At 58.8% G+C, this 18,614-nt stretch carries 18 protein-coding genes, 5 tRNA genes and 1 pseudogene; 13 read left to right on the top strand and 11 right to left on the bottom strand.

The window, feature by feature from the left end:
- Positions 1-189 precede the first annotated feature (189 nt).
- Positions 190-1,056 (top strand): isocitrate lyase/PEP mutase family protein, encoded by an 867-nt coding sequence (locus UIA24_RS12655; protein WP_065758814.1) that lies wholly within the window; start codon positions 190-192, stop codon positions 1,054-1,056.
- A gap of 106 nt (positions 1,057-1,162) precedes the next feature.
- On the opposite strand, the gene UIA24_RS12650 is transcribed toward UIA24_RS12655, so the two are convergent.
- The gene (locus UIA24_RS12650) at positions 1,163-1,777 is read right to left on the bottom strand and encodes a hypothetical protein (protein ID WP_330522986.1); all 615 of its coding nucleotides are present in this window, start codon (positions 1,775-1,777) and stop codon (positions 1,163-1,165) included.
- Positions 1,778-1,998: 221 nt separating this feature from the next.
- Between UIA24_RS12650 and UIA24_RS12645 the strand changes: the two genes are divergently transcribed.
- The 3 genes and pseudogenes from UIA24_RS12645 (at position 1,999) to UIA24_RS12635 (ending at position 4,798) form a co-directional block, all read left to right on the top strand.
- Positions 1,999-3,381, top strand: a complete 1,383-nt coding sequence (locus tag UIA24_RS12645; RefSeq protein ID WP_330522985.1) for an SIR2 family protein — start codon at positions 1,999-2,001, stop codon at positions 3,379-3,381.
- Positions 3,382-3,459: 78 nt separating this feature from the next.
- Positions 3,460-4,069, top strand: a pseudogene (locus UIA24_RS12640) (recombinase family protein).
- A 195-nt stretch (positions 4,070-4,264) separates the two neighbouring features.
- Positions 4,265-4,798 (top strand): hypothetical protein, encoded by a 534-nt coding sequence (locus tag UIA24_RS12635; RefSeq protein ID WP_330522984.1) that lies wholly within the window; start codon positions 4,265-4,267, stop codon positions 4,796-4,798.
- A gap of 122 nt (positions 4,799-4,920) precedes the next feature.
- On the opposite strand, the gene UIA24_RS12630 is transcribed toward UIA24_RS12635, so the two are convergent.
- Positions 4,921-4,996: transfer RNA gene (locus UIA24_RS12630), tRNA-Thr, on the bottom strand.
- Between the two features lie 82 nt (positions 4,997-5,078).
- Positions 5,079-5,489 (bottom strand): pilin, encoded by a 411-nt coding sequence (locus tag UIA24_RS12625; RefSeq protein ID WP_330522983.1) that lies wholly within the window; start codon positions 5,487-5,489, stop codon positions 5,079-5,081.
- A 212-nt stretch (positions 5,490-5,701) separates the two neighbouring features.
- Between UIA24_RS12625 and UIA24_RS12620 the strand changes: the two genes are divergently transcribed.
- From UIA24_RS12620 to yacG, 4 genes are read left to right on the top strand one after another with little or no spacing between them, the layout of a single operon-like run.
- Positions 5,702-6,865 carry a type II secretion system F family protein gene (locus UIA24_RS12620; RefSeq protein ID WP_330522982.1) on the top strand — a complete coding sequence of 388 codons (1,164 nt, stop codon included), beginning with the start codon at positions 5,702-5,704 and terminating at the stop codon, positions 6,863-6,865.
- Positions 6,866-6,867: 2 nt separating this feature from the next.
- Complete coding sequence (locus tag UIA24_RS12615) at positions 6,868-7,737, top strand: prepilin peptidase (RefSeq protein ID WP_102052763.1); 870 nt, start codon at positions 6,868-6,870, stop codon at positions 7,735-7,737.
- Positions 7,734-8,357, top strand: coding sequence for a dephospho-CoA kinase (gene coaE, locus UIA24_RS12610; RefSeq protein ID WP_065758823.1), 624 nt, complete (start codon positions 7,734-7,736; stop codon positions 8,355-8,357). The genes UIA24_RS12615 and coaE overlap by 4 nt, the downstream gene beginning before the upstream one ends.
- Positions 8,354-8,557 (top strand): DNA gyrase inhibitor YacG, encoded by a 204-nt coding sequence (gene yacG, locus UIA24_RS12605; protein WP_065758824.1) that lies wholly within the window; start codon positions 8,354-8,356, stop codon positions 8,555-8,557. Before coaE ends, yacG begins: the two co-directional genes overlap by 4 nt.
- On the opposite strand, the gene UIA24_RS12600 is transcribed toward yacG, so the two are convergent.
- A complete protein-coding gene (locus UIA24_RS12600; protein ID WP_065758825.1) occupies positions 8,554-9,243 on the bottom strand; it encodes an energy-coupling factor ABC transporter permease in 690 nt (229 codons plus the stop codon). The genes yacG and UIA24_RS12600 overlap by 4 nt on opposite strands.
- A 189-nt stretch (positions 9,244-9,432) precedes the next feature.
- Here UIA24_RS12600 and UIA24_RS12595 point away from each other — a divergent pair, with 189 nt between their 5' ends.
- The 3 genes from UIA24_RS12595 (at position 9,433) to UIA24_RS12585 (ending at position 11,784) form a co-directional block, all read left to right on the top strand.
- Positions 9,433-10,062, top strand: a complete 630-nt coding sequence (locus tag UIA24_RS12595) for a DUF1780 domain-containing protein (protein ID WP_065758826.1) — start codon at positions 9,433-9,435, stop codon at positions 10,060-10,062.
- 168 nt (positions 10,063-10,230) lie between these two features.
- Entirely contained in the window at positions 10,231-10,404 is a 174-nt protein-coding gene (locus tag UIA24_RS12590) for a DUF3094 family protein (protein WP_099775779.1), read from the top strand.
- A gap of 84 nt (positions 10,405-10,488) precedes the next feature.
- A complete protein-coding gene (locus UIA24_RS12585) occupies positions 10,489-11,784 on the top strand; it encodes an NAD(P)/FAD-dependent oxidoreductase (protein WP_099775780.1) in 1,296 nt (431 codons plus the stop codon).
- Positions 11,785-11,989: 205 nt separating this feature from the next.
- Here UIA24_RS12585 and UIA24_RS12580 read toward each other — a convergent pair.
- From UIA24_RS12580 to rluD, 7 genes are all read right to left on the bottom strand, one after another.
- A tRNA-Pro gene (locus UIA24_RS12580) sits at positions 11,990-12,066 on the bottom strand.
- Between the two features lie 97 nt (positions 12,067-12,163).
- Positions 12,164-12,239 (bottom strand) — tRNA-Lys (locus tag UIA24_RS12575).
- Positions 12,240-12,245: 6 nt separating this feature from the next.
- Positions 12,246-12,322 (bottom strand) — tRNA-Pro (locus tag UIA24_RS12570).
- Positions 12,323-12,326: 4 nt separating this feature from the next.
- Positions 12,327-12,402: transfer RNA gene (locus UIA24_RS12565), tRNA-Asn, on the bottom strand.
- 295 nt (positions 12,403-12,697) lie between these two features.
- Positions 12,698-15,262: an ATP-dependent chaperone ClpB gene (clpB, locus tag UIA24_RS12560; protein WP_065758829.1), complete on the bottom strand. Its 2,565-nt coding sequence runs from the start codon at positions 15,260-15,262 to the stop codon at positions 12,698-12,700.
- Positions 15,263-15,387: 125 nt separating this feature from the next.
- Positions 15,388-16,128, bottom strand: coding sequence for a peptidoglycan editing factor PgeF (pgeF, locus tag UIA24_RS12555; protein ID WP_102053808.1), 741 nt, complete (start codon positions 16,126-16,128; stop codon positions 15,388-15,390).
- Entirely contained in the window at positions 16,125-17,087 is a 963-nt protein-coding gene (gene rluD / locus UIA24_RS12550; protein ID WP_099776783.1) for a 23S rRNA pseudouridine(1911/1915/1917) synthase RluD, read from the bottom strand. The genes pgeF and rluD overlap by 4 nt, the downstream gene beginning before the upstream one ends.
- A 150-nt stretch (positions 17,088-17,237) precedes the next feature.
- Between rluD and UIA24_RS12545 the strand changes: the two genes are divergently transcribed.
- On the top strand, positions 17,238-18,254 hold the full coding sequence (locus UIA24_RS12545; protein ID WP_065758831.1) for an outer membrane protein assembly factor BamD: 1,017 nt from the start codon (positions 17,238-17,240) through the stop codon (positions 18,252-18,254).
- A gap of 91 nt (positions 18,255-18,345) precedes the next feature.
- Positions 18,346-18,576 carry a PP0621 family protein gene (locus UIA24_RS12540; RefSeq protein WP_330522981.1) on the top strand — a complete coding sequence of 77 codons (231 nt, stop codon included), beginning with the start codon at positions 18,346-18,348 and terminating at the stop codon, positions 18,574-18,576.
- Positions 18,577-18,614 lie beyond the last annotated feature (38 nt).

Here is an 18,614-nt window from a genome sequence, read left to right as displayed (position 1 = left end):
CTAAGGCGCACCATTACGCGGTTTCCGGCGGATTTCCGCCATCCGTGTCCTGAAAAGTGGCGTCTTTTCCCCGCACAATCGCCAGAAACGCCAATCCAACAACCGTAACATGTGCATTACAACCTTCGGGTACAGGTCTTGCAAAAGCTGAACCGTAAAAGACCAGACCAAGACTCAAGGGATCAGACCATGCAAAAAACCTGTCACCATGAGCTGCGCAATGCCTTTCGTGCCCTGCTTGCCAGCCATGCCTGTTACCACACTGCCTCAGTGTTCGACCCGTTGTCGGCGCGTATCGCCGCCGACCTCGGTTTTGAAGTCGGCATCCTCGGCGGCTCGGTCGCGTCCCTGCAAGTGCTCGCCGCCCCGGACATCGCCCTGATCACCCTCAGCGAGTTTGCCGAACAAGCCACACGCATCGGCCGTGTGGCCCGCCTGCCCGTGATCGCCGACGCCGACCACGGCTACGGCAATGCCCTCAATGCCATGCGTACCGTCATCGAACTGGAGCGCTCCGGCGTCGCCGCACTGACCCTTGAAGACACCCTGCTGCCAGCCCAATTCGGCCGCAAGTCCTACGACCTGATCAGCGTCGAGGAAGGCGTTGGCAAACTGCGCGCCGCCCTGGAAGTACGCGACGACAGCGCCCTGGCAATCATCGCCCGCACCCATGCCGGCGTGCAGCCGCTGACCGACGTCATCCACCGCACCCGCGCCTATCAGGACGCAGGCGCCGACGGCATCTGCCTGGTCGGGGTGAAAGACTTTGAACACCTGGAGGCCATCGCAGAAGGCCTGAGCGTGCCACTGATGCTGGTCACCTACGGCAACCCGGAACTGCGCGACGACAGCCGCCTGGCCAAACTGGGCGTGCGCATCGTGGTCGACGGCCATGCCGCCTACTTCGCGGCAATCAAAGCCACCTACGACAGCCTTCGTGAGCAGCGCGGCATCCCTGTCGAAAACGCGCTAAACGCCTCGGAACTGGTAACCAAGTACACCGCCCCGAACGACTACATCGCCTGGGCGCGGGAATACATGAACGTGAAGGAATAACGCGCCAGCTTGGGGCGAGATTCGACCCAGGCCCGCCACGAAAAAATCGTCGCCGCGCTTATGGCAGCGCTTTAAACAAGCGCAGCCTGGGCCAGGCACTGAAACACTAAGCGGTATGAGGTCGTGGGAGCGATGCGATCATTTGATCAAAAGCCTCTAGCGCATACCTTCCATCAAGGCTTTTCAAAGTCGGCATTTCTGAAGGAAAACCGAATTGCACCCGGCCTGGAAGTACCTCTTCGATGGCTGAGTACCAGTTCAAAAGAGCGGTTTGGAGGCGCACGTGTAGCTCGAACTTACTCCGTCGGCGGGTGGTGTCTGCGTTGGCTCGTTCGCGCGCGAGCTGCGGATCGATGCGGCCAACAATGTAACAGTCAGCAAAGCCAATCCGCCTTTGGGCTACCGTTTCTCGTGTAGCCGCCAACTCCAATCGCCAGTCGTGTTCGCTGGCCTCGCCGATCTGCCAGAAGCTCCAAATGTAGTGGAGCTTGAGAGGGTCGCTATCGCACAAAACCCACGAAGACATTGCTTCCGTAGCGAGCGCTGCCTGCCAGCGATCTACGTTTCGCTCAGCCCAGAACGCTGCGGCTCCGACGGGGTCTTGCAGTCGATTCGGCTCGTCCTTGAAACGTCCATTTTCAGGAACAACATATTGCCCTCCATGCTTTGCGCACCAGGTGGTTTTTCCGCTGGCGCTGATACCGTCGACAACTACGATCATCGTTCTGACTACTCCGCAAAATTCATCCTGCTCCTGCAAGCCTACAGGCATCCGTGTGGCTTGTGCCGGCATCCCTTCATGTAGGGTTTAGCACTGGTGGGCCGCAAGGCCGTATCCAGCTATCCATACATGAGCTTGGCAAGCCCTTCCTTATCTCTTGAAAGACAATCCAGGAAATGCGATATGACGTTTTGCCATTACTGTCAGGAGAGGGAAGTGCCATGCCAAGGGACTACGTGAAATACATCGAAGATGTGACGGAAGACATCAAAACCTGCATAGGAGATATGGCGTGCCAGCCCATATTGTTTGTGGGGTCAGGCTTCACGAAGCGCTACTTGAAGGGCCCCAACTGGGAGGAGCTACTGAAGGAGCTAGCGACGCAGTGCCCTGAGATCACACGACAGTTTGCCTACTACAAGCAACGCTACCCCGACTTCGTGGACATTGGCACAGAATTCTCGGAGAAGTACAACGACTGGGCGTGGGGGACGGGTCAAGATCAGTTTCCACAGGAATTATTTGACGAAACAAGCTCTCCGCAGGTCTACATCAAGTACACCGTTGCCAAGATTTTCAAAGAACTCCTGGCAACGGAAAAACCCGGCCTGCCGGATGAGATTGAGCTTTTAAAGAAAATACGGCCGCACTCCGTGATTACCACCAATTACGATGAGCTGCTGGAGGGCTTCTTCCCCGATTACGAAGCTATCGTGGGGCAACGGATCCTTTACGCCAACCATTCGAGTATCGGAGAGATTTTCAAAATCCATGGCTGCGCCTCTCAACCCGAAAGTATCGTACTAACCAGAGCTGACTACGAGGAATTCATCAAACGTAAAAAGTATTTGTCCGCCAAGCTTCTCGCATTTTTCGCTGAACACCCGTTAGTGTTCATTGGCTACAGGGCTGAGGACCCGAACATCAAAGCAATCCTCGCGGACATTGACGAAATCCTATCGGAGGAAGGCAAGCTCATCCCGAATATTTACATTCTGGAGTGGGAAGATCGTGATTTCTCGGAAGAATACCCTCGCCGTGAGAGGCTCATTCCGGTATCTGATCATCGCAGCGTGATCATCAAAAGTGTCGTCGCCAATGACTTTAGCTGGGTCTATTCAGCCTTCGGAGCAAACGAAGCGTTGAAGAGTGTGAATCCCAGATTGCTCAGGGCTTTGCTCGCTCGCACCTACCAACTAGTGCGGACCGACATCCCTAGAAACCCTATCCAGGTAGACTACAAAGTGCTGGCCAACGTAACGGAAGCCGATGGGGAGTTGGCCAAGCTATATGGAATTGCCGACGGCGCCGATGGCCTGGCATTCAACCTTAACTTCCCTTATACCCTTACCACTCTGGGTCAGGCGATGGGATATCAAGCCTGGCATGCTTGCGATCGCTTACTGAGGACGATTGCTGAAACCACCGGTATCGATATCAAGAGATTCGACAATAAGTATCACTGCGCGATCATGAACGGTGCAGAAGTCCAGTCGCACCGCTATTCAGAAGCTTGCAAAGACATCTTGGAAAAGGTGCGGTCGGGAGAGGAGTACATCCAAGAAGTGGAGATGGAGGCAGAGGCCAAGGGCCAGCGTAACTGAAAACCTTGAATGAGGAACCTGCTATCGAGCAAGTTCCTTCACACCTAGGACAAACCCATAACTGATACAGTTTGCATCATGTTCATCCGCGCCTACCTTCGAGCTTCGACTGACGAAAAGGACGCCAGCCGCACCCGTGCCTCGCTGGAGAAGTTCGCCAGCGACCACAACAAGGTCATAGCCTGCAAGTACCTGGAGAATACCAGCGGAGTCGCCGCCGATCGGCCCGAGCTGCTGCGCCTGCTCAAGGACGCTCGCAAGGGGGACGTGCTGCTGGTCGAATCCAATCGACCGCCTGCCCGCCGATGATTGGGCCAAACTCAAGCCTGCCATTGATGCCAAGGGGCTACGCGTCGTCGCGCTCGATCTGCCCACCAGCCACCATGGTATGCGCGACACCAAAGGCGACGAGTTCACCGACCGGATGTTTGCTGCGATCAACTCGATGCTGGTGAAGATGATCGCAGCAATCGCACGCAAGGACTAGGAACAGCGCCGGGAGCAGCAGGCCTAGGACATTCAAAAGGCCAAGGCTGCTGGCAAATATCTGGGACGCCCAGTCGACACGGATCTGCACAAACGTGTTTATTAACTGCTCGCCGCTGGCCTCGGCATCCGCGTAACTGCTCGACACGCGAATTGCTCAACCACAACCGTACTCCGCATTAGAGATGCAACAACGTCCTAAGAGATTCCTTGCAACACTTCTTCGATTCCTATTGATTTGGGCTTGTTGGACGTTGCGCCATCAAAATGCTAGCGTCGAATCGACTGCGCCGGAGTGGTGACGCAGTGGACGATGGGTATGCTAGCTAATCGACGCCATACCTGAACCTCAAGAGGGCAAGGTCTTGCCCGCGATGGACAACGAAGGGAAGTAATCATGGGTCTTGAATACAGGGACATGGATGCGGATGTTCGCGCAAATATGGTCCGAGAAGTGACTTTCGATTTAGATAAAGGAAGTATCTACAAAAGTCCGCGCCTGAACGATGAAGGTGTAAGGCTCTGGCCAGAAACCCTCAAGGAGGCAGCAGGCAACCACTCCGATGTATGGTTGGCAAATCAAATTAGAGAACGTCGGCTCCTCAAAAGTCATGAAAATCGCGCCAAGCCGAGTGGTGGGTTCACGCAAGCGCAGATCCCGGTTACGGCTCCGGATACGCTTGCGGAAGGCGAGTTCAACCGTTTTTACATCAGGGGGTTGTGCCTGAAGGCGTTAGCCGAGGATGTTCCCTATCTGATCGCTTACCGGGCTCGCACCTCTGCTAACCCTCGCCCAGAGTCTCAAGCAATTATTGGTAAGAAATTTAATCCGCAGCAGCTACTAGATGATCTGCGAGCAACAACAGGAATCGACACCGTCTTAGGTCTGCCGCCAGGCCCAAACTCTGGACTTTCAGTAACACTCCCGTAGGGACGAGAACATGAAAAAGCCCCACCAGATTATCCTGAGTGGGGCTTTCTTTTGCTGTCATCCTGCTGTCACGCGGGAAAACATGGGGTAATAACCAAAAGCGCTATAAGCCTTGCGTTTACTGGTGCCGGAGACAGGAATCGAACCTGCGACCTTCGCGTTACGAGTGCGCTGCTCTACCGACTGAGCTACACCGGCGTGACAGCAACGCTACCACTGCCGCGACGGTTACGCAAATCACTGTTTAATAACAGCTATTGCTCCCTGTTCTGCCAGCCGCTCAAGGCGTGCTGCAACCGGCGGGGGCGTAGTCTTTGGCAATGGTGGTGGTGCAGTTCCAGCCGGTGGCCGAGCGGGTCAGGCTGATGGTTTTGTCCAGCACTGGCGCTGGTGCATCGAGCAGGCTGCAGACGATGCTGCCGGTGCCCGCCACCGCGCTGCCCACGGCGGTAATGGCGCAGTTGGCGGTACGCTCCTGGCCACCAATGGCGGCGACGTTGGCAACGTCTGCGCCTTGGTTCAAGCGCACTTCGAGGGCGGTCTTGAGGGCGGAGATTTCCGCCAGCCCGGCGGTGGCCTTGGTTCGCGCCTGGTGGTTGGTGTACATGGGTAAGGCGATGGTCGCCAGGATGCCGATGATCGCCACGACGATCATCAGCTCAATTAATGTGATGCCACGCTGCCCGTTCATGGACGTTCTCCCTGTTTGGACCGAATCGGTTGCCGGGGTGCTCTGCCGGCAGCCGCGCAGTAGGCCCGAATAGACACCTTTTGTCACCCTGCCAGACGCTATCCCTGATCCGGCCTCGACTACTCTAGAGGCTGGGATGTAAACGCACACCCCCTACAGCATCTCAAGCTGTAACCAATTTTGAACCTGTTCAGCGCAACAAGGATGTCGCGATGACCAACAGAATCACACGCCCCAGGGCACAGCGCCTGCGACGAAACGCGCACAGGCGTTCAGTCGATACACAGGCCCGATACACATCGGGGCGGGTAGCCGAGTTGCTCACCTTGCACCTCGGCAACCCCATCAGTTCAGCGGAGCTGGCCCGTTTTACCCGGCAACTGGCGACCTTGCTCAAGGCCGGCGTCGCACTGCTGCAAGCCTTCGACATGCTGGCCGAAAGCTGCAGTAACGTGCACCTGCGCCGCCTGCTGCTGGCGCTTAAACAGGCAATTGCTGCCGGCAGCAGCCTGGCCGATGCGCTGCGCAAGCATCCGCGTTGTTTCGATGCGTTGTACTGCAACCTGATTGCGGTCGGTGAGCACTCGGGCAGCCTGGATACGCTGCTGGACCAGGTGGCGAACCTTCAGGAAAAGCGCCAGGCGCTGCAAGCGCGGGTGAAAAAGGCCATGACCTATCCCGTACTGGTGCTGCTGGTCGGCTTTGGGGTGTCGGCGGTGTTGCTGCTTGAGGTGGTGCCGCAGTTCCAGTCACTGTTCGCAGGCTTTGGCGCAGAGCTTCCGCTGTTTACGCGCCAGGTCATTGGTGTGTCCCAATGGTTGAGCGATCACATAGGCGGGTTGCTGCTGATGGCTGGGGCTGGGCTGTTGGCCGGGCACTGGGCCTGGCGCCGCAAGCCGGCGTTCAAGCTGTGGGCATTGCGCCATGCGCTGAAGCTGCCACTGGCTGGCCCTCTGCTGCAACAGGTCGCCTTGGCACGCTTCGCGCGCACGCTGGCGACTTCCTTTTCTGCTGGCGTGCCACTCGTCGAAGCGTTGAACTCGGTGGCAGCAGCCTGCGGCAATCCGCTGTTCGAGCAGGCGGTGCATCGGCTTCGCCAAGAGGTCGCGAATGGCCTGCCACTGAGCACAGCCATGAACGCCAGCCATCTGTTTCCCAGCCTTGCGGTGCAGTTGTGCGTGGTAGGCGAGACATCCGGCAGGTTGGACGATATGCTCGATAAAACTGCCAGCCATTATGAAACGACCATCGACCAGATGCTCGATACCCTGGCCAGCCTGCTGGAGCCCTTGATTGTATTGATCCTGGGGGTACTGGTGGGGGGCTTGGTAATCGCAATGTATCTGCCAATCTTTCAGTTGGGCGACGTGATCTGAACATGAACCTCATGGATACGCTGGCCAGCCAGCCCCTGGTCTACCTCAGCACCACCCTGTTGCTGGGGCTGGTCGTAGGTAGTTTCCTCAACGTAGTGGTCCACCGCTTGCCGATCATGCTGGAACGGCAATGGCACGAGGAGGCGCGTGAAGTCCTTGAGCTGCCAACACAGCCAGCTGAGCGCTACGACCTGTTCCTGCCCGCTTCACATTGCCCCCATTGCCAGCACCGCATCCGCGCCTGGGAAAACGTGCCGCTGCTGAGTTACCTGTTTTTACGGGGGCGCTGCTCAAGCTGTCGAACCCCTATCAGTTGTCGTTACCCGTTGGTTGAACTGGGGTGCGCGACCCTGACCGGGTTTGCCGCCTGGCACTTTGGTTTCACCCTGCAAGCGGCAGCCTTCATGGTGCTGAGCTGGGGATTGCTGGCCTTGAGCCTGATCGACATCGAGCATCAGCTGTTGCCCGACGCGCTGGTACTGCCATTGCTCTGGCTGGGGTTGGTGTGCAACGCCTTTGGGTTGTTCGTACCGCTGGAAAACGCGTTCTGGGGCGCCATCGCTGGCTACCTTAGCCTGTGGACGGTTTATTGGTTGTTCCGCGTGGTGACCGGCAAGGAGGGCATGGGTTACGGCGACTTCAAGCTACTGGCCATGCTGGGCGCCTGGGGCGGCTGGCAGATACTGCCCCTGACGCTGGTGCTGTCATCGTTGATCGGTGCCGTGCTGGGCCTGATCATGTTGCGCCTGAGCGGCAAGCTCAGTAGCACGCCGATCCCCTTCGGGCCCTATCTGGCAATTGCAGGCTGGATCGCACTGCTCTGGGGTGGTCAAATAACCACTTCCTATTTGCAGCTTGCTGGATTCCGATGACAACACCTGCCTTCACCCCCTGGATTCTCGGCCTGACCGGCGGTATTGGCAGTGGCAAAAGCGCCGCTGCACAGCGCTTCGTCGAACTGGGTGTACACCTGGTAGACGCCGATCAAGCAGCACGCTGGGTGGTCGAGCCCGGGCGCCCTGCCCTGGCCAGCATTGTCGAGCGCTTCGGCCCTGGCGTGCTGCAAGCCGATGGCCAACTGGACCGTGCAGCACTGCGCCAGTTGATCTTCGCCGACCCGGAGCAACGCCGCTGGCTGGAGGCCTTGCTGCACCCGCTGATCGGCCAGGAAATCTTCAGCTACCTGGCCAAGGCCGAATCACCTTATGCCGTGTTCGTCTCGCCCTTGATGATCGAGTCCGGCCAGTTCAAGCGCACCCAGCGCTTGCTGGTGATTGATGCGCCGCAAGCCCTGCAGGTCGAGCGCACGCTATTGCGCGACCAGACCAACCCCGAGCAGGTCCAGGCCATTCTCAAGGCCCAGACCAGCCGTGAAGAACGCCTGCGCCACGCCCACGACGTAGTGGTCAACGACCGCGATCTGAGCTGGCTGCATTCGGAGGTCGACCGCCTGCATCACTTTTACCTGACTTTGCGTGGAGGCCAACCATGAGCCAACCCCTGACCGTAGAATGCCCAACCTGTGGCGCCCCCGTCGAATGGAGCGCTGCCAGCCCTTTCCGCCCCTTCTGCAGCGACCGCTGCAAATTGATCGACCTGGGCGCCTGGGCCGCCGAAGAGCACAAGATTCCGGTAGCACCGGACGCTGAAGATGAGCTGTTTTCAGGTGAACTCAACCACCGCGAACACTAAGGCTTGGGCTCATCATCCTTCCACGGGGCCTGCAGATAGCGGGTCCTGTTGAAGGTTTCCAGCCACTCTGGGCAAAACACGACCAATGCGCTGACCACCATGCCGTTGATGAAGGCCTCGGGGAAAATGATCAGCCACAGGTAACCGATAAAATCCTCAAGCCATTCCGGCATTACAAAGCGACCATCCAGCCATAGCAGGCCCAAACCCGCCAACAGGCAGAGCAATGCCGCCAGTGCCGCTGCGAAAAAGCCGGAACAGAAGATGTACACGAACAGGTTTTTTGGCTGTGCGCGCTCGACGGCTATCGCGCACACCTCGGTGACCAGCACTGGCAGGCCAATGAACAACAGGCCGTTGACGCCCATGGCCGCCAGGTCCTGGCGCCCCAGCATCACCAAGCCCACCTGTGCGATAAAGCCCCCTACAAGCGCCAGCGGCCAGTCCAGCAACAGGGTTACCGCGGTCATACCGATAAAGTGATAGGACACGCCGGTGTCGAAGTCCCGTCGTACCAGCCACAGCGCGAACAACGCAAAGACGGTACCGAACAACAGGTGTTGGCGACGACTGTCGGCAAACAGTTCAACCCAGCGCGTACGCGCCACCGCCCATATCAGCAGCGGGACGTAGGCTAGCCAGCCAACGCTCAGGCTTGTATCGGAAAGAACTTCAGCACTTATCACTCGTTCATTGCCCTTTTGATGTTGAGAGCACCTGTGGGGTAGTGTCACGCTGCTGCAAAGTCTACAACCGATGCTCAGAGGCTGCGATTGAGGGTCGAGCGATGACACTTTAGTAGCGCCAACGCCCCGAACCCTCTGTTTCGACAGATTTTTTCTTTAAGCATCACAATTGAGCGCTAAGCTTGTCCCATGGACGACTCAGACTATCTACGCCTGCTCACGATTCAGGCCGAGCAGGCCAATGCGTTCCTCTCCAATGCTCGTAAATGGGAACGCGAGCGTTGGGTCTGCCAGCGCCTGCTGCAAGGCCTGAACATACCCTACCGCAACGACGACTTTACACCTGCTGGCCAGGAGCCGCCGGATGTACTGTTTCGTGATGCGGCCTTTGAAGTGTTCTTCGTGCTCGACGAGGGTCGCCGCCTGAACGATGAGTGGCGCGAAGAGTTGCAACGTCGCCGCAGTGCTTTCTCACTGAGCCAGTTGGTACGCCGCGAGGCCCGCCCAAGGCGCATCAGCGCCCACGAACTGCTGGCCCGCCTGGCGCCAACGCTGAGGAAAAAAGCGCACAACTACAAGGAGCGCGGCCTCGATTTAGGTGAGCTGGACATCATTGCCTTTGCCAGCCTGAAACGGGAGGTGCTTGATCTGAACAGCCATTTCCCGCCGCCCACCGAGTACCTGCGTCAGGGCTGGCGGTCGCTGTCGCTGGTCGGCCCGACCTTTGCCCGTGTGCTGTTCGCGCACCCTGATGCCCCAGACTTTTTGCGCAGTAATCTGGGCCGCAGCATTCTCTTTGATGTCGGTATCAGCCTCTGACCCACCCTTGTGCAAAAGCGTTATGGCAAAAAATCAACGCCGGTGATAAAAAGCCTAACCATTCGTTGTGAACACCCTTTCATTACCGCCGGACGGACCTTTGGCAAGCGACTAGAGTGAACGCTATAGCGTTCCCATAGTCACAAACGTCTATCTGGCGAGGCCCCCATGACAAGCCGTCTGACCCCCGAAGATCAACAACGTGTCGATCACTACCTGCGAGCCCCGCAACATCAAGTCGAGCGCAAGCCTTTCCGGCCTTGGCTGCTCCTTGTGCTGGTGCTGGTCGTGACGATCGGTTTGGGCCTGGTCAGTCGCCTCCTGAGTCAACTGGTGCTATGAGCTGCCTTGCGCTCGCCCACGCCGCACGCCGCCTGCGGCTGATCACTCAGGCCCCGAATTCCGTAAACCTTATGAGATATCTCCATGACTCACCGTATCGTGATTGTCGGCGGCGGCGCTGGCGGCCTGGAACTGGCGACCCGCCTGGGTAAAACCCTGGGCAAGCGTGGCATAGCCCAAATCACCCTGGTAGACGCCAACCTGACGCACATCTGGAAACCGCTGTTGCACGAGGTGGCGGCCGGGTCGCTCAACACGTCCGAGGACGAACTGAACTACGTGGCGCAAGCCAAGTGGAATCATTTCCAGTTTCAGCTCGGGCGCATGAGTGGGCTGGACCGTACCGACAAGCAGATTCAACTGGCCGCCACCCTGGACGAGGACGGTCGTGAGCTGCTGCCGGCGCGCACCCTGGGTTACGACACCCTGGTGATTGCCGTCGGCAGCAATACCAACGACTTCGGCACCTTGGGCGCGGCGCAAAACTGCCTGTTCCTCGACACCCGCAAACAAGCCGAGCGCTTCCACCAGCAGTTGCTCAACCACTACCTGCGCGCCCACGCAGGCGACAACGCCAACCAGAAGATCAGCGTGGCGATTGTTGGAGCGGGGGCTACCGGGGTGGAATTGGCAGCCGAGTTGCACCACGCGGCGCACGAGCTGGCGGCCTATGGCCTGGACCGGATCAAGCCGCAGGACATGCACATTACCCTGATCGAGGCAGGCCCACGTGTGCTGCCGGCCCTGCCGGAGCGTATCAGCGTGCCAGTGCACAAGACGCTGGAGAAGCTTGGGGTGACGGTCATGACCAACGCGGCAGTCAGTGAAGTGACAGCCGAGTCGCTCAAGACCAGCACTGGCGAGGTCATCGAAGCCAGCCTCAAGGTCTGGGCAGCGGGTATTCGGGCACCGGCGTTCCTCAAGGATATCGACGGCCTGGAAACCAACCGCATCAACCAATTGCTGGTACGCCCTACCCTGCAGACCACCCTGGATGACGACATCTTTGCCTTTGGTGATTGCGCCGCCTGCCCACAACCTGACAGCGACCGCAATGTACCGCCACGGGCACAGGCCGCTCACCAACAGGCCTCGCTGCTGGCCAAGGGGCTCAAGGCTCGCCTGGAAGGCAAGCCCTTGCCGACCTATGCCTACCGTGATTACGGCTCGCTGGTGTCGCTGTCCAGCTTCTCGGCAGTGGGTAACCTGATGGGCAACCTGACAGGCAGCGTCATGCTTGAAGGCTGGTTGGCGCGGATGTTCTACGTCTCGTTGTACCGCATGCACCAGATGGCACTCTACGGCACCTTCCGCACCTTGATGCTGATGCTCGGCAGCCGCATCGGGCGCGGTACTGAACCACGCTTGAAGCTGCACTGATGCCACACCTGTCGGGTGGTCGCTCAGGTGATCACCCGACGGTGCTCTGCGCTGCATGGCACATAGCGCCCGTAGATTGAGGCAATTTTTCAGGCTCAACGCTTTTGATAGCGGAACAAACGGCAGGAGCTGTAGAAAGCTCACACGGGGAAGGGACACAGAAACGAAAAAAGGCGCCTTTTTAGGGGCGCCTTCTTTACATGTATGGTCGGGGTGAGGGGATTCGAACTCCTGACATCCTGCTCCCAAAGCAGGCGCGCTACCGGACTGCGCTACACCCCGGTAAAAAGATGATGCCTTTCAGCACCTTCTTTCCGTTACATGACACATACGGTGTCATGCCTTTTAAGATTCGAGCCTGACGGGTCAGACTCGAAAATGGTGGGTCGTGTAGGATTCGAACCTACGACCAATTGGTTAAAAGCCAACTGCTCTACCAACTGAGCTAACGACCCTGAAAATGGTCGGGGTGAGGGGATTCGAACTCCTGACATCCTGCTCCCAAAGCAGGCGCGCTACCGGACTGCGCTACACCCCGAAATTGGCTCCGCGACCTGGACTCGAACCAGGGACCCAATGATTAACAGTCATTTGCTCTACCGACTGAGCTATCGCGGAACTACATTTCAGCTACTGCAATTTCGAAAACTGTATCTCTACCGCTTCGAACTCTTTGACGTTTCCGTATCGCTACGTTCATGTCTCTGAGGCGCGCTATTTTACAATTTCCAAAACCTCTGTCAACCCCCAAATTACTGATTTGCAACTTTTTTTCAGTTTTCTCAGATTCTTCAAACCAACCAAGAATCTGCGGGGTGACTTACAGCGGGGCGCACTTTACAAGCACTGGAGAAAAATTGCAAAGAAAAAAAAGGCCTCGAAAATCGAGGCCTTAGCGTAACCCTCAGAAAACTCAGGCGAAGGTAATTTCCTCGCCCTCCACTTTCGCGGTAATCGCGCTGCCAGGCAGGAAGTGCCCCGACAGAATCAGCTGCGCCAACGGGTTTTCGATCCAGCGCTGAATGGCGCGTTTCAGTGGCCGTGCGCCATAAACCGGGTCGTAACCAACGGCAATCAGCTTGTCCAGCGCTTCCGGGCTGAGCTCCAGGCTCAGTTCGCGTTCGGCCAGGCGGCTGCGCAGGCGTCCAAGCTGGATCTGCGTGATGCCAGCGATCTGCTCGCGCCCCAATGGCTCAAACACCACCACTTCGTCGATACGGTTGACGAACTCTGGCCGGAAGTGTGAACCGACCGCATCCATCACCGCCGCACGTTGGGCTTCGCGATCACCCACCAGCTCCTGGATCTGTGCCGAGCCCAGGTTGGAGGTCATCACGATCACGGTATTGCGAAAGTCCACGGTACGCCCATGGCTGTCAGTCAGGCGACCGTCTTCCAGCACCTGCAGCAATACGTTGAACACGTCCGGATGCGCCTTCTCGACCTCGTCGAGCAACACGACCGAGTAAGGCTTGCGACGTACCGCTTCGGTGAGGTAACCGCCCTCTTCGTAACCGACATAGCCCGGTGGCGCACCAATCAGACGAGCGACGGAGTGCTTCTCCATGAACTCGGACATATCAATGCGCACCATCGCCTCTTCAGTATCGAAGAGGAACTCGGCCAATGCCTTGCACAGCTCGGTCTTACCGACACCGGTTGGGCCCAGGAACAGGAACGAACCACTTGGCCGGTTCGGGTCGGACAGGCCGGCACGGGAGCGACGTACGGCGTTGGACACTGCCACCACGGCCTCTTCCTGGCCGATCACGCGTTCGTGCAGCAGGCTTTCCATCTTCAGCAGTTTCTCACGCTCGCCTTCGAGCATTTTCGAAACCGGGATGCCAGTCCATTTCGAGACGACTTCGGCAATTTCCTCCTCGGTGACCTTGTTGCGCAGCAACTGGTTCTCAGCCTTGCCGTGCTGGTCGACCATCTGCAGGCTGCGCTCCAGATCCGGGATCACGCCGTACTGCAACTCAGCCATGCGGCTCAGGTCACCTTTACGTCGCGCAGCTTCCAGTTCCTGACGGGACTGCTCGATCTTCTGCTGGATCTGGGCTGAACCTTGTACCTCGGCCTTTTCCGAGGTCCAGACTTCTTCCAGGTCGGAATACTCACGCTCAAGGCGCTCAATTTCCTCTTGCAGTTTCTCCAGGCGCTTGAGGGCGGCTTCGTCCTTTTCCTTGCTCAACGCCTGGGACTCGACCTTCAGCTGGATCAAGCGACGCTCAAGGCGGTCAAGCACCTCGGGCTTGGAGTCGATCTCCATACGGATGCGGCTGGCGGCTTCATCGATCAGGTCGATGGCCTTGTCCGGCAACTGCCGGTCAGTGATATAGCGGTGGCTGAGCTTGGCCGCAGCGATGATGGCGCCGTCAGTGATCGCCACCTTGTGGTGAACCTCATAACGTTCTTTGAGGCCCCGCAGAATGGCAATGGTGTCTTCTTCGCTCGGCTCATCCACCAGTACTTTCTGGAACCGCCGCTCCAGGGCTGCGTCCTTCTCAATGTACTGACGGTACTCGTTGAGGGTGGTTGCGCCTACGCAGTGCAGCTCACCACGCGCCAGCGCGGGCTTGAGCATGTTGCCGGCGTCCATGGAGCCCTCGCCCTTGCCCGCGCCAACCATGGTGTGCAGTTCGTCGATGAACAGGATGATCTGGCCTTCCTGCTTGGACAGCTCGTTGAGCAGCGACTTGAGGCGCTCTTCGAACTCGCCGCGGAACTTGGCGCCCGCAATCAAGGCGCCCATGTCCAACGACAGCAGGCGCTTGCCCTTGAGGCCATCCGGCACTTCGCCATTGATGATGCGCTGCGCCAGGCCTTCGGCAATGGCCGTTTTACCCACACCTGGCTCACCAATGAGCACCGGGTTGTTCTTGGTACGCCGCTGGAGTACCTGAATGGTGCGACGGATCTCGTCATCCCGACCGATTACCGGGTCAAGCTTGCCCTCTTCGGCACGCTTGGTCAGGTCAATGGTGTACTTGTCCAAGGCCTGACGAGACTCTTCGGCATTCGGGTCATTCACGGCTTCGCCGCCACGCAGGTTGCTGATGGCGTTTTCCAGAGCCTTCTTGGTGACGCCCTGGCCGAGCAGGAGCTTGCCCAGTTTGCTGTTCTCGTCCATGGCCGCGAGCAACACCAACTCACTGGAGATGAACTGGTCACCCTTCTGCTGAGCCAGGCGGTCGGCCTGGTTGAGCAGACGTGCCAAGTCCTGGGACATGTTCACGTCGCCCGTGGGGTTCTGGATCTTCGGCAGTTGGTCGAGCTCTTTGGCAATGGCCTTGCGCAGGCTGTTGACGTCAAAGCCGACCTGCATCAGCAAAGGCTTGATAGAGCCACCCTGCTGGTCGATCAGCGCCTGAAGCAGGTGCGCAGGCTCAATGGCCGGGTGGTCCATGCCCACCGCCAGAGATTGGGAGTCGGATAACGCCAGCTGTAGCTTGCTGGTCAAACGGTCAATACGCATAAGTTACCTTCCTAGTTAGGGCAGGTCGGAGCGATGGACACACCTGATGAAGAAAAACCTGCCAGAGATACCACTGTAGTTTGGGATCATTCTGGAAGATTCAAGCGTAGCGGGCTTGATGCAGATCAGCGTGGCGTGAGCCAGACCAATGAAGCGAAGCGGCCAGTACCGGGATTACGCCGGTAGGAGAAGAAGCGAGGGTCGCTGACGGTACAAAAACCGCCACCGTATACCGCGGTGACACCTCGAGCGGCCAGGCGCAGCCGCGCCAGCGCATAGATGTCGGCCATGTATTTGCCAGGCTTGTCGCCAGGCACAAAGGCCTGAGCCGTTTCTGGGTGCGTGGCCATGAACGCCTCACGCACCTCGGCCCCGACCTCGAAGGCCGCTGGGCCAATGGCCGGCCCCAGCCAGACCAGCACGTCGTGCGGATCAACCTGCAGGCTGTCCAGCGTGGCTTCGAGCACGCCGTTGGCCAAACCGCGCCAGCCCGCATGGGCGGCCGCGACCCGGGTACCGGCACGGTCGCAGAACAATGCCGGCAAACAGTCGGCCGTCATCACGGTGCAGGCCACGCCCGGGGTTTCGGTCCAGCTGGCATCGGCTTCAGCGATTACATGCGGGTCGGCGTGCGCCACTACAACGCCATGTACCTGCTTGAGCCAGGCCGGCTGGATAGCGTACTCAGCGGTAAGGCGCCGACGGTTTTCGGCGACCGCTGCGGGCTCATCACCCACATGATCGCCCAGATTGAGGCTGTCGTAAGGCGCCTGGCTGACGCCCCCGGCACGTGTGGTGACGCACGCCTTGACCGAGGCTGGCGCAGGCCAGTCCGGGGTCAGCAGGTCGCACGCCAGCCGACTCATCCGACGAACGCCTCGCGGTCTTGCTTGAGCAGCGACAGCAGCCAGACGAAATCATCCGGCAACGGCGACTCCCAGCTCATGCGCTCACCGGTCACCGGGTGGTCCAGCTCCAGGAAGCGTGCATGCAGGGCCTGACGAGGGAAGTTCTTGATCGCCTCGACCATTGTCGGGCTGGCCGCCGGCGGAATACGGAAACGTCCGCCATAGACCGGATCACCGACCAGCGGGAAGTTAACGTGCGCCATGTGAACCCGAATCTGGTGGGTACGGCCGGTTTCCAGCTTGACCCGCACATGGGTATGCGAGCGGAAACGCTCGAGCACGCGGTAGTGGCTGATAGCAGGCTTGCCACCTTCCATCACGCCCATACGCTGACGCTGGGTGCCATGACGGCCAATCGGTGCGTTGATCTTGCCACCTGCAGTCACCACGCCCACCACGATGCATTCGTAGATACGGCTGACGGTACGGCTTTGCAGCTGGCTAACCAGTTGGGTCTGCGCCTGAATGGTCTTGGCCACCACCATCAAACCGGTGGTGTCCTTGTCCAGACGGTGGACGATACCGGCACGCGGTACGTTGACGATGTCAGGTACGTGGTGCAGCAAGGCATTGAGCAGGGTGCCATCGGCATGCCCTGCAGCCGGGTGCACAACCAGCCCGGCAGGCTTGTTGATGACCATAAGCTGGTCGTCTTCATAGACGATGTCCAGCTCGATATCCTGGGCCACCCACTCACCTTGGGCTTCCTGCTCGGCGTCCAGCGCCAGCAACGAACCGCCATGAACGATATCGCGCGGGCGCAGGACATTGCCATCGACAGTCAGGCGGCCCTCTTTGATCCAGGCGGACAGGCGCGAGCGCGAATGCTCGGCAAACAATTGGGCGGCGACTTGGTCGAGGCGTTGACCGCCCAATTCGGACGGCACCTCTGCGCGAAGTGAAATAATCTCAGACATGCTCGGATCGGCGGCGGTACAGCCTTTGGTTTCGGCTGCAGGCTTGTGGTTAAATACGGCTTCTTTTTGCCCCGGGTATTGCAACGGGGTGTTCATCATAACAGGACGGCCTCGCCCAAGACAGCAGCCGTCAAAGGGACGCAAGCCGCCATGCAAGTGAAACACCTGCTGCTGATCGCCATCCTAGGACTCACTGCTGCTTGTTCTTCGAAGGAAGTCGTAGACGAAAACCTCAGCGAAGCCGAGCTTTATCAGCAGGCGCAGAGCGACCTGGACAACCATAGCTACACCAGCGCCACCGCCAAGCTCAAGGCGTTGGAGTCGCGCTACCCGTTCGGCCGCTACGCCGACCAGGCGCAGCTCGAACTGATCTACGCGAACTACAAGAACGCCGAGCCAGAGGCAGCCAAGTCCGCTGCCGAGCGTTTCATTCGTTTGCATCCACAGCACCCGAACGTCGATTACGCCTACTACCTCAAGGGCCTGACCTCGTTCGACCAGGACCGCGGCCTGCTGGCGCGGTTCCTGCCGCTGGACATGACCAAGCGTGACCCGGGCGCTGCCCGCGACTCGTACAACGAGTTCGCCCAGCTGACCAACCGCTTCCCGAACAGCCGTTATTCGCCAGACGCCAAGCAGCGCATGATCTACCTGCGCAACCTGCTGGCGGCCTACGAAATCCACGTGGCCGACTACTACCTGACCCGTCAGGCCTACGTCGCAGCGGCCAACCGCGGCCGTTACGTCGTGGAAAACTTCCAGGAAACCCCATCGGTCGGCGATGGCCTGGCCGTCATGGTTGAGGCCTACCAGCGCCTGCACCTGGACGAACTGGCAGCCAGCAGCCTGGACACCCTCAAGCTCAACTACCCCGATCACCCAAGCCTGGTTGATGGCCAGTTCGTGCCACAGCAGGAAGAAGCCGATAACCGCTCCTGGCTGTCCAAGGCAACCCTGGGCCTGATCGAAACCGATACGCCGCTGCCGCCGGGTGAAACCCGTGCCAACCAGGACGTGATCCGCCAGTACGAAGACGCCAAGGAAGCCATCCCGGAAGAATTGCTGCCCAAAGAAGGCGCGGCTGCCGAGGAAGAGAACCACGAGGCAGAAGACAGCAGCACCGATCGCTCGTGGTTCAGCCGCATGACCTTCGGTGTTTTCGACTGATCGTCACGGAAAAGATAAAGGGAGGCCAAGGCCTCCCTTTTTTTATGCCCGCCGTTAAACTGGTGGCTTAATCACTGACACGCTGGACATCATGGTTCGCTTACTTTTCTGGATTGCCCTGATTGCTGCAGCTTTTTGGCTATGGCGCAAATTCAAGGCCGGCAACGCCGCTTCTCGCGATGCCTCACCTGAGAACACCCTGAAAATGGTTCGCTGTGCGCACTGTGGCGTCCACGTGCCGAACGATCGCGCCTTGCGCCGGGGCAACGAGTGGTACTGCAGCTCCGCGCACCTGGAAAAAGGGCCGGTAGCGGATCGCTAAGCGCCGCTGACGCTGGCTTTTCCAGCGTCGCGGGCTAC

The organism is Pseudomonas sp. AL 58 (genome assembly GCF_036348395.1).
Classification (GTDB): Bacteria; Pseudomonadota; Gammaproteobacteria; order Pseudomonadales; family Pseudomonadaceae; genus Aquipseudomonas; species Aquipseudomonas defluvii.
This window is presented reverse-complemented; position numbering and strand designations above follow the sequence as displayed.

What these genes read in the sequence shown, in the direction of transcription:
- coaE (WP_065758823.1), top strand. Translation starts at nt 7,734, where the DNA reads ATGACAACACCTGCCTTCACCCCCTGGATTCTCGGCCTGACCGGCGGT.
- UIA24_RS12625 (WP_330522983.1), bottom strand. Translation starts at nt 5,489, where the DNA reads ATGAACGGGCAGCGTGGCATCACATTAATTGAGCTGATGATCGTCGTG.
- clpB (WP_065758829.1), bottom strand. Translation starts at nt 15,262, where the DNA reads ATGCGTATTGACCGTTTGACCAGCAAGCTACAGCTGGCGTTATCCGAC.
- UIA24_RS12595 (WP_065758826.1), top strand. Translation starts at nt 9,433, where the DNA reads ATGGACGACTCAGACTATCTACGCCTGCTCACGATTCAGGCCGAGCAG.
- UIA24_RS12615 (WP_102052763.1), top strand. Translation starts at nt 6,868, where the DNA reads ATGAACCTCATGGATACGCTGGCCAGCCAGCCCCTGGTCTACCTCAGC.
- pgeF (WP_102053808.1), bottom strand. Translation starts at nt 16,128, where the DNA reads ATGAGTCGGCTGGCGTGCGACCTGCTGACCCCGGACTGGCCTGCGCCA.
- rluD (WP_099776783.1), bottom strand. Translation starts at nt 17,087, where the DNA reads ATGTCTGAGATTATTTCACTTCGCGCAGAGGTGCCGTCCGAATTGGGC.
- yacG (WP_065758824.1), top strand. Translation starts at nt 8,354, where the DNA reads ATGAGCCAACCCCTGACCGTAGAATGCCCAACCTGTGGCGCCCCCGTC.
- UIA24_RS12620 (WP_330522982.1), top strand. Translation starts at nt 5,702, where the DNA reads ATGACCAACAGAATCACACGCCCCAGGGCACAGCGCCTGCGACGAAAC.
- UIA24_RS12635 (WP_330522984.1), top strand. Translation starts at nt 4,265, where the DNA reads ATGGGTCTTGAATACAGGGACATGGATGCGGATGTTCGCGCAAATATG.
- UIA24_RS12655 (WP_065758814.1), top strand. Translation starts at nt 190, where the DNA reads ATGCAAAAAACCTGTCACCATGAGCTGCGCAATGCCTTTCGTGCCCTG.
- UIA24_RS12545 (WP_065758831.1), top strand. Translation starts at nt 17,238, where the DNA reads ATGCAAGTGAAACACCTGCTGCTGATCGCCATCCTAGGACTCACTGCT.
- UIA24_RS12540 (WP_330522981.1), top strand. Translation starts at nt 18,346, where the DNA reads ATGGTTCGCTTACTTTTCTGGATTGCCCTGATTGCTGCAGCTTTTTGG.
- UIA24_RS12645 (WP_330522985.1), top strand. Translation starts at nt 1,999, where the DNA reads ATGCCAAGGGACTACGTGAAATACATCGAAGATGTGACGGAAGACATC.
- UIA24_RS12585 (WP_099775780.1), top strand. Translation starts at nt 10,489, where the DNA reads ATGACTCACCGTATCGTGATTGTCGGCGGCGGCGCTGGCGGCCTGGAA.
- UIA24_RS12650 (WP_330522986.1), bottom strand. Translation starts at nt 1,777, where the DNA reads ATGATCGTAGTTGTCGACGGTATCAGCGCCAGCGGAAAAACCACCTGG.
- UIA24_RS12590 (WP_099775779.1), top strand. Translation starts at nt 10,231, where the DNA reads ATGACAAGCCGTCTGACCCCCGAAGATCAACAACGTGTCGATCACTAC.